We start from the raw sequence: 15,640 nt of genomic DNA, 5'->3' as shown, positions 1-15,640 counted from the left end.
CGAAGCCGGGGCACGCAGTGCGCAACCCCCTCAGCGGACGGCCTCGCCCAGCCCCTCCACTGCATTGATCACCCCACCCCCCAAACACACCTCCCCGTCATACAGCACCGCACTCTGGCCCGGCGTCACGGCCCATTGCGCATCGGCAAAGTCCAGGGCAAAGCCCTCGGGGGCGGCGGTCAGCGTGCAGGCCGCATCCTGCTGGCGGTAGCGCGTTTTGGCGGCATAGGCGCCGGGCGTGGGCGCGTGGCCTGCGCACCAGCTCACGTCTTGCGCCACCAGCCGGTGCGACAGCAGCCAGGGGTGGTCATGCCCCTGCACCACGCGCAGCGTGTTCTTCTCCAGGTCTTTGCGGGCCACAAACCAGGGCTCGTGCGCCCCGCCGCCACGCTGGGCACCCTTCTCCTTGATACCGCCAATGCCCAGGCCCTGGCGCTGGCCCAGCGTGTAGAAGGACAGGCCCACGTGCTGGCCCAGCTTGCGCCCCCGGTCGTCCAGGATGGGGCCGGGCGCGTGGCTGATGTAGCGGTTCAAAAACTCGCGAAACGGCCGCTCGCCAATGAAGCAGATGCCGGTCGAATCCTTCTTCTTGGCATTGGGCAGGCCAATCTCTTCGGCAATGCGGCGCACCTCGGTCTTGTGCAGCTCGCCCACCGGGAACAGCGTCTTGGACAGCTGGGCCTGGTTCAGGCGGTGCAAAAAGTAGCTCTGGTCTTTGCTCGGGTCTAGGCCCTTGAGCAGCTCGTGCAGGCCCGTGGCCGGGTTGTGGCGCACGCGGGCATAGTGGCCCGTGGCAATCTTCTCGGCCCCCAGCCGCATGGCGTGGTCCAAAAAGGCCTTGAACTTGATCTCGGCATTGCACAGCACATCCGGGTTGGGCGTGCGCCCGGCCTGGTATTCGCGCAGAAACTCGGCAAACACCCGGTCCTTGTAGTCGGCCGCGAAGTTCACATGCTCGATCTCGATACCAATCACATCGGCCACGGCGGCGGCGTCCACAAAGTCGATGTTGGACGAGCAGTACTCACTGTCGTCGTCATCTTCCCAGTTCTTCATGAAGATGCCGACCACTTCGTGGCCCTGTTGTTTGAGCAGATAGGCCGTGACGGCGGAGTCCACGCCACCACTGAGACCGACCACTACGCGCTGATGTTGATTACCCATAGGGTCACGATTGTATTTTTGGAGCGGCCTTGTCGCCCTTCCTGTCCGCAAAGACCGTGCGGATGTATGACGACGGACTCATTGTGTGCCCACCAACGCGCCTTCCGACAAAAGCGCAAACACGTTCTAAAGGCGTCATCGCTTCTAGGGCGCAGCGACCACGGCCACCGCCACGGGCGTCGCCGCAGGGCTGCCGTGTTGGTTCTGAATTTGGTATCTGTAAACGTAACCCTGTACATTGGTCGCGCCGTGCGGTCGCTAGCGGATTGCATGGTTTTAGCGTTGGTATACCCCCTTTGGATATGCAGAACCCGCCCAGGGCCGGAGAAGATGTTGATGAAAAACCTGTCTATTGGAAAACGGCTGGCACTGGTCTTAGGTGCCATCCTGGCTTTGTTAGTCATTACCAGTGGCTTAGCCATGGTCATGCTGCAGCAGCTCGGCCAGGAGGTGGAAGTGATGCTGGAGCGCAACACCCGTACAGAACGCTTGGCCGTTGACTGGAGCATGAATCTGAACGCCGCTGTGCAACGGCGCGCAGCCATCTCCAAAAGCCAGGACCCTGCCCTCAAGGCCTACTTTGCGGAGGCCAATGCTCAAAGTGTGCGCGTGACCGGAGAGTTTCAAAAGCAGATCGACGAGCAGTTGAATTCGTCAGGTGACCGCGCTGCCTTGGAAGAAGTCAACGCCCGCCGCAAGGCATACCAGACTGTGCGTGACGAAGTCACCAAACTCAAGGATGTGGGCGATGAGGCAGCAGCGGGCCGGCTTTTTGACGAGAAGTTCGATCCCGCCGCGCGCGCCTACCAAGAGGCTGTGCAAAAGGTGGTGAGCATGCAGCGCCAACAGTTGGATGCACGGGGCACGCAGGTGCTGGCGCTGCGCTCGCGCACGCTGTGGCTCCTGTCGGTCAGCTCTGGCGTCGGGCTGGTCCTGGGCGTTGTGCTTGCGTGGTTGCTGTCACGCAGCATCGTTGGTCCCGTGCGCCAGTCACATGCGATCGCCGTAGAAATTGGATCGATGGACCTGCGGGGGCAGCCCCAGCCCGCCTACAGCAGGGACGAAACCGGCGCTCTTTTGCAGGCGCTGGACCGCATGCGTGCCGCATTGCGCAATACGCTGCTGGAGGTCCGTGGCGTTGTGGATGGCGTACACACGGCCAGCCAGGAAATTGCAGCGGGCAACATGGACCTGAGCGCCCGCACCGAGAGCACTGCCGGCAGCCTGGAAGAAACTGCCAGTGCCATGGAGGAGCTGACCAGCACCGTTCGGCAAAGCGCTGAAGCGGCTTCACAGGCTAGCCAGCTTGCGTTGACTGCAGTGGATGTGGCTCAGCGCGGAGGCCAGCTCATGGGCACGGTCGTACAGACCATGGACCGTATCCACACCTCGTCTGGTCGCATTGCCGACATCATTGGCGTGATCGACAGCATCGCTTTCCAGACCAACATCCTGGCCCTGAATGCTGCGGTGGAAGCGGCCCGTGCGGGTGAGCAAGGCAGGGGCTTTGCGGTAGTGGCCAGCGAAGTGCGGGCGCTGGCGCAGCGCTCTGCCGCTGCAGCCAAGGAGATCAAGACGCTGATCGACGACAGCGTGGGCGAGGTTGGAACAGGCTCAACACAAGTCAAGGAAGCCGGAGCTACTGTGGGGCAAATTGTCGACAGCATCCAGAAAGTGCGGGATATCGTTAGCGAAATCAGCGTTGCTACCCGTGAACAGAGTCAGGGTATTGCCCAGATCAACGTTGCCATTAACCAGCTGGACCAGATGACCCAGCAGAACTCAGCGCTGGTGGAGCAGTCGGCTGCAGCGGCGGGCAGTCTCAACGAACAGGCGCAGCGGCTCTCGCGTGCGGTGGCTGCCTTCCAGTTCGAGGATGGAGTCCATGCGGGAGCCGCCAGACTGTCCCACACCCAACCTGCTCAGCAAGCCTTGCACGCTTGACGCACTGAGCGGCGTAAGCCTCTAGCCGCAGGGTGTCGTTGCTGCCGACTTGGCCTATCAGCACAGCAGCACAGCAGCCCATTGCCTGCGGGACGCTGAGCAAAAGTTCTTGCCCGGGGACTGAAAGACAGATCCACAACTGTGCCACCATCCCCCCATGGAACTCCGCCAACTCCGCTATTTTGTCCGCATTGTCGAACTCGGCTCCATGGGCCGGGCGGCGGCCGATCTGGACATGGTGCAGTCGGCGCTGAGCCAGCAGATCAGCCGGCTGGAGGGTGAGCTGAGCACCCGGCTGCTGCAGCGCACCTCCAAAGGCGCCGTGCCGACCGAAGCCGGGCTGGCGTTTTTTCGCGAGGCGCAACTGGCCCTGCGCCATGCCGACCAGGCGGCGCGGGCGGCGGCGCAGGCGCGGCTGACGGGCAGTGTGAGCGTGGGCCTGTCGCCCACCACGGCCTCGGTGCTGGGTGTGCCGCTGATGCGCGCCATGCACGAGCGCTACCCCGATGTGCGGCTGCACATGGTGGGCAGTTTGTCGGGCCACCTCTCCAACATGCTCAATGCGCGCCAGCTGGACTTGGCTGTGCTGTTCGACACTCAGCCCGCGCGCCGCTGGAGCGTGCTGCCACTGCTGGAGGAGCGGTTGTTCCTCATCCGCTCGGCCCAGCGCGGCGTGCGCAAACCAGCGCTGCGGCGCAAGGTGGCGCTGGCGCAGCTGGCCGATGAACCCTTGATCTTGCCCACCGGACCTCACGGCCTGCGCAGCCGACTGGATGCGGCCTTTGCCCAGGCGCGCGTGGTGCCGCGCATGGCCATGGAGATTGACTCGCTGGCGCTGTTGATGGACGCGGTGGACATGGGCCTGGGCAGCACCATCCAGCCCTGGGCGGCGGTGGGCCGTTATGCCGATACGGCAGAGCGCTTTGTACTGGCCGAGATTGCAGATGGCCCCGCCTTTCGGCCTGCGGCGCTGTGCAGCTTGTCGGACGATGAGCTCTCGCCCGCCGCGCTGGCCGCGCGCGTGGTGCTGGGCGACTGCGTGCGTGAGCTGGTGCAGTCGGGTCGGTGGATTGGCGCAAGGCTTGTCTGACGCCAGTTCTGACAAGCCCCCCATCCCTCGTAGGTCGGGTGAGCCCGCAGGGTGTAACCCGACGCCCAAAGGGCACGCCGCTTTGGCGTCGGGTTACGCTGCGCTAACCTGACCTACACAACGGTCCCGCCGAGCTTTTCCACACCGTTCACGCTGAGCCCGTCGAAGCGCGGCGCAAGGCTTCGACAGGCTCAGCCCGAACGGTGGGAGCATGGCAAGAAGCACCGGAGCCATCACCCAACCCATCACGATCCGTGATGGGGCCATGCCTGTGCAGCCCCTGCACAAGCAGCGGGGTTCTTCCTACATTCAGGCCACCCATGAATGCAAAGAAGAACTGCAAATGCACCCCGATGTTTTGGTGATTGGCGGCGGCAACGCCGCCCTGTGCGCTGCGCTGATGGCCCGCGAGGCCGGGGCCAGCGTGCTGCTGCTTGAGTCGGCCCCGCGCGAGTGGCGCGGTGGCAACTCGGGCCACACGCGCAACCTGCGCTGCATGCACGATGCGCCGCAAGACGTGCTGGTCGATGCCTACCCCGAAGAAGAGTTTTGGCAAGACCTGCTCAAGGTGACGGGCGGGCTGACCAACGAACACCTGGCGCGCCTGGTGATTCGTGAATCGAGCACCTGCCGCGACTGGATGCGCAGCCACGGTGTGCACTTTCAGCCGCCGCTGTCGGGCGCGCTGCACGTGGCGCGCACCAATGCGTTCTTCATGGGCGGGGGCAAGGCGCTGGTCAATGCGTACTACCGCAGCGCAGAAAAGCTGGGCGTGCAGATTCGCTACGGATCGCCGGTGGACCGCATCGAAATCGACAACGGCCGCTTTGTGGCCGCGCATTGCACCGTCAACGGCCAGCGTGAGCGCATCACGGCCAAGGCCTGCGTGCTGGCCGCAGGCGGGTTTGAATCCAACCGCGAATGGCTGCGCGAAGCCTGGGGCCAGAACGAGCGCGGCGAGTGGCCTGCCGACAACTTCTTGATTCGCGGCACGGCCTACAACAAGGGCGTGTTGCTCAAGCACCTGCTCGACGACCACGGCGCCGACCGCATTGGCGACCCCACACAGGCGCACATGGTGGCCATTGATGCGCGCGCCCCGCTGTACGACGGCGGTATCTGCACGCGCATCGACTGCGTGTCGCTGGGCGTGGTGGTCAACCGCGAGGGCGCGCGCTTTTACGACGAGGGCGAAGACTTCTGGCCCAAGCGCTACGCCATCTGGGGCCGCCTGGTGGCGCAGCAGCCGGGGCAGATTGGTTATTCGATCATCGACAGCAAGGCCATCGGCCGCTTCATGCCGCCTGTGTTTCCGGGCGTCAAAGCCGACACGCTGCCCGAGCTGGCGCAAAAGCTGGGCCTGCCTGTGGAGACCTTCATGCGCACGCTGAACGACTACAACACCGCCTGCCGCGTGGGCACCTTTGATCACACCGCGCTGGACGATTGCCACACCGAAGGCGTGGCGCCTGCCAAAACCCACTGGGCCCGCCCCATCGATACCGGCCCGTTCTACGGCTACGCGCTCAAGCCCGGCGTCACCTTCACGTACCTCGGCCTGCACACCGACGACACCGCCGCCGTGCGCTTCAACGACCAGCCCAGCCCCAACCTGTTTGTGGCGGGCGAAATGATGGCGGGCAACGTGCTGGGCAAGGGCTACACCGCCGGGGTGGGCATGAGCATTGGCACCGCGTTTGGCCGCATTGCCGGTACGCAGGCGGCCCGTGCAGCTTTGAACTCAAAACAGCCTCCAGCGCTTGTCCATCAAGCGCAAGCAGCTACAAATACAGGAGCAAATCATGCAAACGCTTGAAGCCCTGACCCGCGACGCCAAGGCGCTGGCCAATGGCGACATCGTGCTGTCTGCGCCCGAAACCGAAGTGGCCCGCCAGCTCCAGATCTGCAACGCCTGCCGCTATTGCGAAGGCTTTTGCGCCGTCTTCCCCGCCATGACGCGGCGGCTGGAGTTTGGCAAGGCCGACATCCACTTCATCGCCAACCTGTGCCACAACTGCGGCGCCTGCCTGCACGCCTGCCAGTACGCGCCGCCACACGAGTTTGCGGTGAACGTGCCCCAGGCCATGGCCCAGGTGCGTGGGCAGACCTATGCCGACTACGCCTGGCCCCCCGCGCTGGGCCAGCTCTACCAGCGCAATGGCTTGACCCTGGTGCTAGCCTTGGTGGCGGGGCTCACGCTGTTCTTGCTGCTGGCGGTGGGGCTGCATGGCCAGGGCGTCAGCGCGCTGTGGCAATCGCCAGCGGGTGGCTTCTACGGCATCTTCCCCCACAACCTGCTGGTGGGCCTGTTTGCGCCCGTGTTCCTGTTCGCTGTGCTGGCCTTGGGCCTGGGCGTGCGCCGCTTCTGGCGCGACGTGACGCCCGCCACCAGCGGCGCGCCGCTGAGCACGCCCGCCACGGCCGAGGCCACTGGTGCGGTACTGCGCCTCAAATACCTGGACGGCGGCCACGGCGACGGTTGCCACAACGAGGACGATGCCTACACCCTCTCGCGCAGGCGCATGCACCACCTCACGTTCTACGGCTTCATGCTGTGCTTTGCGGCCACCAGCGTGGCCACGCTGTACCACTACCTGCTGGGCGTGCCTGCGCCGTATGACCTGCCCAGTTTTCCGAAGCTGCTGGGCGGCGTGGGCGGCATCAGCCTGGCGATTGGCACCGCAGGACTGTGGCGGCTGAACTTGCGCCGCCACCCCCAGCATGGCGATGCGGCACAAAAGCCCATGGACCGTGCCTTCATTGCGCTGCTGTTCCTCACCGCCACCAGCGGCCTGGCCCTGTGGGCGGCACGCGGCAGCGCGGCCTTGCCCCTGCTGCTGTGCCTGCACCTGGGTGCGGTGATGGCGCTGTTTGCCACGCTGCCCTACGGCAAGTTTGCCCACGGCATTTTCCGCACCGCATCGCTGCTGCGCCACGCGGTGGAAAAGCGCCAGCCCAACCCCATTGGCCTGGGCGCCGACTGAGCCCTCGACCCCATCAAAAAACCATCCACGATGAAGGAGACCCCGATGAACAAACGCACCCGGCTGCACTGCGCCCTGGCGCTGGCCACCGTTCCCTTGACCTTTGGAGCTGCGGCGCAAGACTTTCCGCCCAAAAAGCCCGTCACGCTGGTCGTGGGCTTTGCGGCGGGCGGCGCGGCCGATGCGGCGGCGCGCCTGATTGCCAAGAAACTGGGCGAGAACATCGGCCAGTCGGTGGTGGTGGACAACAAGGGCGGCGCGGGCGGCAACATCGCCCACCAGTTTGTGGCCAATGCGGCGCCTGACGGCAGCGTGTTGTTGTTCGGCTCGGTGGGGCCGCTCACCATTGCGCCGCACCTGATGAAGTTGACCTATGACCCCTTCAAAGACCTGGCCCCGATCTCAGGCGGGGTGAACTTTCCCAACGTGCTGGTGGTGCACAAGGGCGCGGGCGTGAAGACGCTGGCCGAGTTTGTGCAGCTTTCTAAAAAGAAGCCCGGCAGCGTGGACTTTGCCTCTACCGGGGCAGGCTCTGCATCGCATCTGGCCGGCGAGTTGTTCAACCAGCGCGCAGGCATCGACATGACCCACGTGCCCTACAAGGGTGGAGCTCCGGCGCTGCAAGACTTGCTGGGCGAGCGCATCACCTCGTACTTTGCCGCACCCCCCACGGCGCTGCCGCATATCGAGGCGGGCAAGCTGATTCCGCTGGCGACCACGGGGCTCACACGGCCTTCGTACATGCCCAACATCCCCACGGTGGCCGAAGCCGGTTACCCCGGCTTTGAAGCACTCAACTGGTACGCCTTTGTGGCGCCGGGCAAAACCCCCGCGCCGCTGCTGGAGCAGTGGAACCGCGAAATCGTGAAGGTGCTGAACGACCCGGGCGTGAAAGAGGCGTTGAACAAGCACGGCCTTACGCCCCAGCCCACCACGCGGGCTGAGCTGATGGCGTTCATGAAGAAAGAGTCGGCCCAGTGGGCGGCCACCATCAAGGAACGCAAACTCACCGCAGAGTGATTTGCAGCGTTGGACGCGGTGCAGGGCCTAGGTGCCGCCAAGGGGGCCATGCTGACGCACCAAGCCGTCGTTCAGCAACTGCGCCAGCCATGGGCTGAGGACACTGGCGTCCCCGCTCCAGTACCCCGCTTCGAGCAACGCGGCGCAAGCGTCTTGTACGGATGCCCCCGCGCGCAGGTGGCCTAGCCAGGTGGCCTGTGCGTCCTCTAGTGTCTGAAAGTGCGGTTGGTGCCCCTTGCGCCAGACCAGCAGTGCAGTGGGGGCGGGCAGGGGGGCGGACTCGGGCACTTCATCGTTGGTGTGGATGGCGTTCCATAGGCTCACCACGTTGGTCGTTACGTTGCGCAGCAAGGCGCTGGGGTGCAGCACGTCGGCCTGGGTAGTCCAGTCGCAGGCCGCCTGCGCACTTTCCGACCCGAGCACCAGCACATCGGCACCGTCAAACCGCGTACGCAGGTCCCAGTCCAGTTGGGCCAGCTCGTGCAGCTCGGGGTTGTCGGGGTAGGCGCTGCGCAGCGCTTGTACGAGGCCTTCTCCGTAGCGGTTCAGGCTGCGCGTGCGCGGCGGGTGGGCCACCGCATAGTCACGCGCATGGGCGTCGAAGGTATCGCAGCCCATGTAGAGACAGGTCTTGGCATACGTGTCGGCCAGCACCTCGGCCAGCCGGGCGCGGTAGGCGTGGTGGTAGATGTGCAGGCGCCCGGTGATGGAGTCGGTGGGTGTTTCAGGGGGCAGCGTGGGCGCTAGCACCCGGTCGGCAAAGTGGCGCTGCACGGCAGCCAGGGCCAACGGTTCTGGCGTGGGTATCGGTGCGGGCGCAATGCTGCCCAGGGTGCAAGGCTCGACTGCTTCGCAAGACGCTACGTGCTCGGCGGCAATGCGGCGTGCCATGGCCATTTCATCGAGCAGGTCAGCCAGCGGCGGGATGTGGTCGTCGCGCTCGATCATCGCGGCCACGGCGCCAAAGCGCTGGCAGGCGTGGGCGTACAAGTCCCACACCGGCTGCGCCACCGGGTGATCGTGCGTGTCGATGATGTGGTCGCCGTTGTCGCTGTGCCCGGCCAGATGAATCTGCTGCACGCGGTGCGCGGGCAGGGCGTGCAGGTACGTCAGCGGGTCAAAGCCATGGTTCACGCTGCTCACGTAGATGTTGTTCACATCCACCAGCAGCAGGCAGTCGGCCTCTTGTGCAATGTGGGCCAAAAACTGCCATTCGCTCGCACTGTCGTGCCGGTAGCGGACGTAGCTCGACACGTTTTCCAGCACCAACCTGCGGCCCAGCACGTCCTGCGCATGGCGGATCTGTGCGATCACATGCCGGGCAGACTCGTCGGTGTAGGGCAGCGGGTACAGGTCGTGCAGCTGCTCCGGGCCGGGGCCCGTCCAGCACAGGTGGTCAGATACCCACAGCGGCTCGATGCGGTCGGCCAGCGCTTTGACGCGCTGTAGATACGGCACGTCCACGCCGTGCGAGGCACCAATGGACATGGCCACGCCGTGCATGGCCATCGGGTAGTCGCGCCGGATGGCGTCAAGCACGGCCAGTGGCTTGCCGCCTTCAATGAGGTAGTTGTCGGTGATGATTTCCAGCCAGTCCAGTGGCTGCTGGCGGGCCAGAAAATCGGCGTAGTGCTGCGTGCGCAGCCCCAGGCCAAAGCCGGTGCCGCGCGTGGCGATGGGGGTATGTGCCATGGCGAAGTCAAGGTGTCAAAGTGCGGGCACTGGGACTGATCGTCGAGACTGGCGTGCCCTGATGCCAGCACCGCCGGGCAAGGGTCTAAGTCGGCCGCACCACCCCGCCGCGCTGGCGGTGTCCCCCTCTCGCGAAGCGAGAGAGGGGGAAGGCGCGAAGCGCCTCAGGGGGCGCTTCATCTCAACCCTTGATATCGCCAATCGTGCCTTTTTCCATCAGGCATTGGGCCGCTGTCTTGGCCTTGAACCCGTGGCCTTTGCAGGCGTTCTGGCCCTTGCAGCTGTGTTCGGCCGTGGAGCAGTCGCTGTTGCCCTTGCAGTCGTGCACGTTGTAGCAGTGCACTGTGTCGTTGGCACCAATGGCCGCACCCTTGGAGCCCTTGGGCATATCGGCGGCAAAGCTGGTGGATGCCAGTGCCAGCAAAGCGGCTGTGAGGGCGAAAGAGGCAGTGGCTTTGGCTTGGGTAGAGGTCATGTGAAGCTCCGTAGCAGTGGGGATGGATGAACAGACCGCTGTAACCACAAGGGTTCGTGCTGGTCTGGTCAGTAATACGCATCCCGCGTGCTGCGGGTTACACACGCTGCAATTAATATTTCTCGCCTGAGCATTGGGGCCATGTACCACGCTCAGTGCGCAGTCTTACTTTGCGCCAGGTGCGGTCACAGACGGGTCGGTGTGCACCAGTGTGAGCGGGTGGCGCTGGCCTGCCAGGTAGTCTTCCAGGCACGCCAACAGCAGCGGGCTGCGGTGGCGTTCTGGGCAGGCGCGGATTTCGTCGGGGGTCATCCACAGGGTGCGGACGATGCCTGCGTCCAGCGAGCGCCAGCCGTGGTGTGTGCCCAGCGTGCCGGCAAAGGCAAAGCGCATGTAGGTCAGGTCGTCGCCCGTGCGGGTTTTGGTGAAGCGGTTGAGGTACACGCCAATGAGGGCGGTGGGCACAAAGTCGTGCGCAGTTTCCTCCAGCACCTCGCGGGCGCAGGCCTGTTCGGGCGATTCGCCAGGGTCCAGGTGGCCTGCGGGGTTGTTGAGTTTGAGACCGTCTGTGGTCTCTTCTTCCACCAGCAAAAAGCGCCCATCACGCTCGATGAGGGCGGCCACGGTGACGTTGGGTTTCCAGCGGTTTGGCATGTGGCCCATTATGACCACAGGGTGTTGCGGTGTTCTTACGGAGCTGAGCTGGCAGGGCCGAGGCTGCGGGTCATGTACACCGCGCCGTCGCCATAGCTGGCCAGCCTTTGCTGCTGCAGCGGCTGGGCCAGCGGTTGCACCGCATAGCCATGCCGCTCCCAATACCTTTGCGAGCCTTGCACCGACACCAGCGCGCTGTGACGCAGGTCTTGCGCCGTGGCCTGCTCCCACAGGGGCTGCAGCAGCCGCTGCGCCAGCCCCTGGCCTGCCATGCCGGGCAGCACGGCCATGTCGTGCAGGTACAGCGTGTCGGGCGCGGTGCCTGCGGGCGGCTCAAAGTCGCCGTGCAGCGGCGTCACCTTGCCCTGCACCGAGTGGTAGGCGGCCAAGTAGGCGCACAGCGCGCCGTCCAGCAGCAGGGCCAGCGAGCAGTTCACTGGGCTGGCCAGGCGGCGGGCAAAGACCTCGGTGCTTTCCATGAACCCATCGCCATAGGCGGCGCGTTGCACCGCCATCAGTGCGGGCAGATCGTGGATTTGCAGGGGGCGGACTTCAAGCGCAGGCATGGAGGTGAGAGAAGGGAGTGGAGAAGGCAAACACCACAGTGGTCGCGATCCACCGGGATTGTGCGGGTCCAAGAGGATATGAGGAAATGGCCCGTTGCCAAGGCGTTTCCATCGCCGCTATCGCATTGAGTCATCTTGCTTTGGACGCCCAGCACCTGCCCACATGGACTCATCCTAGAGTGCTTCGATACTGTTTTCCATGAGGCAGAATTCGGCCATAAGCGGGCATTTTTGTAGATCTAAAACCATCTAACCAACCCATATGCCAAACATGGAGCCAATACCCAAGCGCTCACTCAGCCGCATTTCAAGGATTTTCCTTGCTCTGACCATTGGCCCTTTTGCGATCGCTGGTGTCTTGGCCCTGTGCATCGGCAATTTTTCAGCAGGATTGGGATTGCTGGCTTTTTCCGCTGTGCTAGCTGCTTTCCCATTGATAGGCATGTTTTTCTTGCGCCATCCAGTGCAAGGCCGGTCTGCAAATTTGGGTGATGAATTGGAGAAATACAAGGCGCAATATCCGGGCTGGAAAGGTAAGGCTGTGTATTACGGGCTTGCCATCGCATTTTTGGTGGTTGTTATTCTGCGAATTGCGGCTCTCGCGACATAGAGGAAAAACGCAGCGGCCGTGGGCTCAAAACGCTCCCTCCTCCAAGTAACACTCCTACAACCCCAGCCCCCGCATCAGCGCCTCAGCCCGCGCGCTGGCTTCAGGCGTCATGTGCATGGGCCGGCCCCACTCGCGCTGCGTCTCGCCGGGCCATTTGTTGGTGGCGTCCATGCCCATCTTGCTGCCCAGGCCGCTCACGGGTGAGGCGAAGTCCAGGTAGTCGATGGGCGTGTGCTCCACCATCAGCGTGTCGCGGGCAGGGTCCATGCGGGTGGTGATGGCCCAGATCACTTCCTTCCAATCGCGCACGTCCACATCCGCATCCACCACCACGATGAACTTGGTGTACATGAACTGGCGCAGGTGGCTCCACACGCCCATCATCACGCGCCGTGCGTGGCCTGCGTAGGCCTTGCGGATGCTGACCACGGCCATGCGGTAACTGCAGCCTTCGGGAGGCAGGTAGAAGTCCACGATCTCGGGGAACTGCTTTTGCAGCAGCGGGATGAACAGCTCGTTCATCGCTAGGCCCAGCACGGCGGGCTCGTCGGGCGGCTTGCCGGTGTAGGTGCTGTGGTAGATCGCGTCCCGGCGCAGCGTGATGCGGTCCACCGTGAGCACGGGGAACTCGGCGCATTCGTTGTAGTAGCCGGTGTGGTCGCCATACGGCCCTTCCAGCGCGTGCTGCCAGCCGCTCGCATGGTTGGCGTCGGGCCGGATGTGGCCTTCGAGCACGATCTCGGCGGTGGCGGGCACTTGCAGCGGCACGCCTAAAGCAGCAGTCACTTCGGTGCGCGCACCGCGCAGCAGGCCAGCGAACTGGTATTCGCTCAACCCATCGGGCACGGGCGTCACGGCGCCCAGCAGTGTGGCCGGGTCGGCCCCCAGCGCTACGGCCACGGGGTAGGGCTGGCCGGGGTGCTGGGCGCAGTGGTCGGCAAAGTCGAGCGCGCCGCCCCGGTGGGCCAGCCAGCGCACGATGACCTGGTTGCGCGAGAGCACCTGCTGGCGGTAGATGCCCAAGTTTTGCCGGGCCTTGCGCGGGCCGCGCGTGATGGTCAGCCCCCAGGTGATGAGCGGGGCCACATCGTCGGGCCAGCAGTGCTGCACGGGCAGGCGGGCCAGGTCTACATCGGGCCCTTCCCACACCTCTTGCTGGCAAGGGGCGTTGCGGCCCACGGTGTGCGGTGCCATGTTCCACAGGGTCTTGAGCAGCTGGCCCATGCCCAGCATGTCTTTGAAGCCTTTGGGCGCCTCGGGTTCTTTGAGGGTGGCGAGCAAGGTGCCCAGGGCGCGCACGCCGCGCAGGTCGGGCACGCCCATGGCGCGGGCCACGCGCGCGGGTGTGCCAAACAGGTTGGTCAGCACGGGCATGCGGTGGCCTGTGGGCTGGGTGAACAGCAGCGCCGGGCCGCCCGCGCGCAGCACGCGGTCGCTCAGCGCGGTCATCTCCAGGTGGGGCGACACGGGCTCCGCCACGCGGCGCAGCTCGCCCGTGGCTTCGAGCTGGGCCATGAAGTCGCGCAGGTCTTGGTAGGCCATGGTTTTGAGTAAAAAAGGCCTCTAGCGCTGGATATATAAGCGCTGGAAGCTATGAAATTGATAGTGATTGACGCGCGGTGGTGAATCTTCCCCACCCGTTCGGGCTGAGCCTGTCGAAGCCAGGGCGCAATGTCCCTGCGGCGCTTCGACAGGCTCAGCGTGAACGGTTTGTTGAGCGTTCACGGCGATGCCATGGCTGTCTCGTTAGGCTGAACAGGCAGCCCGGCCCAGCGCGTGGCCAGGGTGTGGGGCACGTCGATGAGGTCGAGCACCCGGGCCACGCTGGCGTCCACGATGTCTTGCACGCTGCGCGGGTACTGGTAGAAGGCGGGCAGGGGCGGGCAGCAGATGGCGCCCATCTCCGTCACGGTGAGCATGTTGCGCAGGTGCACCAGGTGCAGCGGGGTTTCGCGCACCATCAGCACCAGCTTGCGGCGCTCTTTGAGCACCACGTCGGCCGCGCGGGTGAGCAGGTTGTCGCTCAGGCCGTGGGCAATGGCGGCCAGGGTGCGCATGGAGCAGGGCGCCACCACCATGGCGTGGCTGCGAAAGGACCCGCTGGCCAACGTAGCGCCCACGTTGCGCACGTCGTGCAGCTGGTGGCCGGGGGCCAGGGCCTGCAGCGCAGCGGGGCCGTCCACACCGCATTCGTGCTGCAGCGTGCGCCAGCCTGCGTCAGACACCACCGCATGCGTTTCAATGCCCGGCTGGCCGTGCAGGGCCTGCAGCAGCCGCACGCCGTAGGTGGCACCGCTGGCGCCAGAGATGCCGACGACGATGCGGACCGAGGTGCTGCAGGGGGCGGCTTCGGCATCAGCCATGGGCGGTCTCTGGGCGGGGCTGTGGGTGGTGGGGCGCGCCCGCCAGCGGTTCGTAGTGCAGGTCGTCCAGCACGCGCTCCAGCACCAGGGCGGCCTGGGCGGGGTCGAAGTCTTCATGGGTGCGCTTTTTGACGCCGTATTGCTGCAGCTGGTAGTGGCGTGCGGGGTCAATGCCGTGGCGGGCCAGGGTGCTTTTGACGCACACCAGCGGGCAGCCATCGAGCGCAATGATGGGGCGGCCCGAGCGCACGGTTTTCATGAGGTGGGGCACATCGCCGCCCACGCCCGCAATGCACGACATCTCGGCCGCACCGCAGCGGTCCAGCCGCAGGGCAACGTGGTTGGCCAGCTGGGCGGCGCTGGAGCAGCCCGAGCACGAATACACGAGCGGCAGGGGGGCATTGGCGTGGGGGCTTGCGTGGGTGGGGGGATTGGGCGGGCGCAGGTCGCCGGGTTCGGTGTTCATACGGCAGGCCTCCTCAGGGCTTGGGGAACAGGCGCGCCAGCACGGCGCGCGGGGCCCATTGCGCGGGGTCGAGCACGGGCAGCTCCAGGGCGTCAAGCGCGTTCTTCACCACCAGGCCCAGCTCGGTGTCGCCCTGCATGGACAGGCGGCGGCTGAAGAACAGTGTGTCCGGGTCTTGCTGGCGCTGGGCCAGCAGCACAAAGTCGTGCGCACTGGCGCTGATGGTGAGGTCGGGCGCGTTGTGGGTATTGGGCGCGTTGGTCGCTTGGGACGCACTGGGGGCACCGGCCGCTTTGGCAGCGCCGCCGGGGCGGGCTGGGCTGCAGGGGGCAAAGCGCTGGCCGTTCCAGGCAAAGTCAAAGGCCACGCGGGCATCGCGCACCTCAATGCGCAGCTTGCGGTGCAGCAGCAGGGCCAGCACGTCGGCGGGCAGGTGGCGGGCCAGCGCCAGGTTCAGCGCGGTGACGAGCAGCACCGAGCCGGGGTAGGCCGGCAGGCGCGAGAGCACGGCGCCCACGGGCGCGGGCAGTTGCCGGGGGCGGGCGGTGTGGTGCTTGGCGGAGGACGGGTGTGCGGTGGGGTGTGCGGGCGGGTACATGGCGGTCCAGAAAA

At 65.3% G+C, this 15,640-nt stretch carries 15 protein-coding genes; 6 read left to right on the top strand and 9 right to left on the bottom strand.

From position 1 onward, the window contains the following. Positions 1 to 30: 30 nt before the first annotated feature. Positions 31 to 1,164, bottom strand: a complete 1,134-nt coding sequence (mnmA, locus tag CLU86_RS16970; RefSeq protein WP_099742426.1) for a tRNA 2-thiouridine(34) synthase MnmA — start codon at positions 1,162 to 1,164, stop codon at positions 31 to 33. Between the two features lie 336 nt (positions 1,165 to 1,500). Here mnmA and CLU86_RS16965 point away from each other — a divergent pair, with 336 nt between their 5' ends. The 5 genes from CLU86_RS16965 (at position 1,501) to CLU86_RS16945 (ending at position 8,202) form a co-directional block, all read left to right on the top strand. Next, complete coding sequence (locus CLU86_RS16965) at positions 1,501 to 3,108, top strand: methyl-accepting chemotaxis protein (protein WP_369803827.1); 1,608 nt, start codon at positions 1,501 to 1,503, stop codon at positions 3,106 to 3,108. 157 nt (positions 3,109 to 3,265) lie between these two features. Continuing rightward, positions 3,266 to 4,198: a LysR substrate-binding domain-containing protein gene (locus tag CLU86_RS16960; RefSeq protein ID WP_099742424.1), complete on the top strand. Its 933-nt coding sequence runs from the start codon at positions 3,266 to 3,268 to the stop codon at positions 4,196 to 4,198. A 343-nt stretch (positions 4,199 to 4,541) separates the two neighbouring features. After that, complete coding sequence (gene tcuA, locus CLU86_RS16955) at positions 4,542 to 6,014, top strand: FAD-dependent tricarballylate dehydrogenase TcuA (RefSeq protein ID WP_099743653.1); 1,473 nt, start codon at positions 4,542 to 4,544, stop codon at positions 6,012 to 6,014. Continuing rightward, positions 6,001 to 7,182 carry a tricarballylate utilization 4Fe-4S protein TcuB gene (tcuB, locus tag CLU86_RS16950; RefSeq protein ID WP_099742423.1) on the top strand — a complete coding sequence of 394 codons (1,182 nt, stop codon included), beginning with the start codon at positions 6,001 to 6,003 and terminating at the stop codon, positions 7,180 to 7,182. Before tcuA ends, tcuB begins: the two co-directional genes overlap by 14 nt. A gap of 45 nt (positions 7,183 to 7,227) precedes the next feature. Continuing rightward, positions 7,228 to 8,202, top strand: a complete 975-nt coding sequence (locus CLU86_RS16945; protein ID WP_099742422.1) for a tripartite tricarboxylate transporter substrate binding protein — start codon at positions 7,228 to 7,230, stop codon at positions 8,200 to 8,202. A gap of 27 nt (positions 8,203 to 8,229) precedes the next feature. Here CLU86_RS16945 and CLU86_RS23320 read toward each other — a convergent pair whose 3' ends face one another. The 4 genes from CLU86_RS23320 to CLU86_RS16925 form a co-directional block, all read right to left on the bottom strand. Further along, positions 8,230 to 9,894, bottom strand: coding sequence for a DUF692 family multinuclear iron-containing protein (locus CLU86_RS23320; protein WP_158236342.1), 1,665 nt, complete (start codon positions 9,892 to 9,894; stop codon positions 8,230 to 8,232). 181 nt (positions 9,895 to 10,075) lie between these two features. Next, the gene (locus tag CLU86_RS16935; RefSeq protein WP_099742421.1) at positions 10,076 to 10,369 is read right to left on the bottom strand and encodes a hypothetical protein; all 294 of its coding nucleotides are present in this window, start codon (positions 10,367 to 10,369) and stop codon (positions 10,076 to 10,078) included. Positions 10,370 to 10,534: 165 nt separating this feature from the next. Further along, positions 10,535 to 11,023: an NUDIX hydrolase gene (locus CLU86_RS16930; protein ID WP_099743652.1), complete on the bottom strand. Its 489-nt coding sequence runs from the start codon at positions 11,021 to 11,023 to the stop codon at positions 10,535 to 10,537. Positions 11,024 to 11,058: 35 nt separating this feature from the next. Continuing rightward, positions 11,059 to 11,589, bottom strand: a complete 531-nt coding sequence (locus CLU86_RS16925; protein WP_099742420.1) for a GNAT family N-acetyltransferase — start codon at positions 11,587 to 11,589, stop codon at positions 11,059 to 11,061. A 271-nt stretch (positions 11,590 to 11,860) separates the two neighbouring features. On the opposite strand from CLU86_RS16925, the gene CLU86_RS16920 reads away from it, so the two are divergent. Continuing rightward, positions 11,861 to 12,199 (top strand): hypothetical protein, encoded by a 339-nt coding sequence (locus CLU86_RS16920; protein ID WP_143226728.1) that lies wholly within the window; start codon positions 11,861 to 11,863, stop codon positions 12,197 to 12,199. 54 nt (positions 12,200 to 12,253) lie between these two features. Here CLU86_RS16920 and ubiD read toward each other — a convergent pair whose 3' ends face one another. The 4 genes from ubiD to CLU86_RS16900 all read right to left on the bottom strand — a co-directional run bounded on the left by ubiD (position 12,254) and on the right by CLU86_RS16900 (position 15,626). Next, the gene (gene ubiD / locus CLU86_RS16915) at positions 12,254 to 13,741 is read right to left on the bottom strand and encodes a 4-hydroxy-3-polyprenylbenzoate decarboxylase (protein WP_099742418.1); all 1,488 of its coding nucleotides are present in this window, start codon (positions 13,739 to 13,741) and stop codon (positions 12,254 to 12,256) included. A 179-nt stretch (positions 13,742 to 13,920) separates the two neighbouring features. Further along, positions 13,921 to 14,562: a UbiX family flavin prenyltransferase gene (locus CLU86_RS16910; protein WP_099742417.1), complete on the bottom strand. Its 642-nt coding sequence runs from the start codon at positions 14,560 to 14,562 to the stop codon at positions 13,921 to 13,923. Next, positions 14,555 to 15,028, bottom strand: a complete 474-nt coding sequence (locus CLU86_RS16905) for a putative zinc-binding protein (RefSeq protein ID WP_233195064.1) — start codon at positions 15,026 to 15,028, stop codon at positions 14,555 to 14,557. The genes CLU86_RS16910 and CLU86_RS16905 overlap by 8 nt, the downstream gene beginning before the upstream one ends. Before the next feature lie 13 nt (positions 15,029 to 15,041). Then, the gene (locus tag CLU86_RS16900) at positions 15,042 to 15,626 is read right to left on the bottom strand and encodes an SCP2 domain-containing protein (protein ID WP_099742416.1); all 585 of its coding nucleotides are present in this window, start codon (positions 15,624 to 15,626) and stop codon (positions 15,042 to 15,044) included. Positions 15,627 to 15,640 lie beyond the last annotated feature (14 nt).

Source organism: Acidovorax sp. 62, from assembly GCF_002754495.1.
Taxonomy (GTDB): Bacteria; Pseudomonadota; Gammaproteobacteria; order Burkholderiales; family Burkholderiaceae_C; genus Acidovorax.
This window is presented reverse-complemented; position numbering and strand designations above follow the sequence as displayed.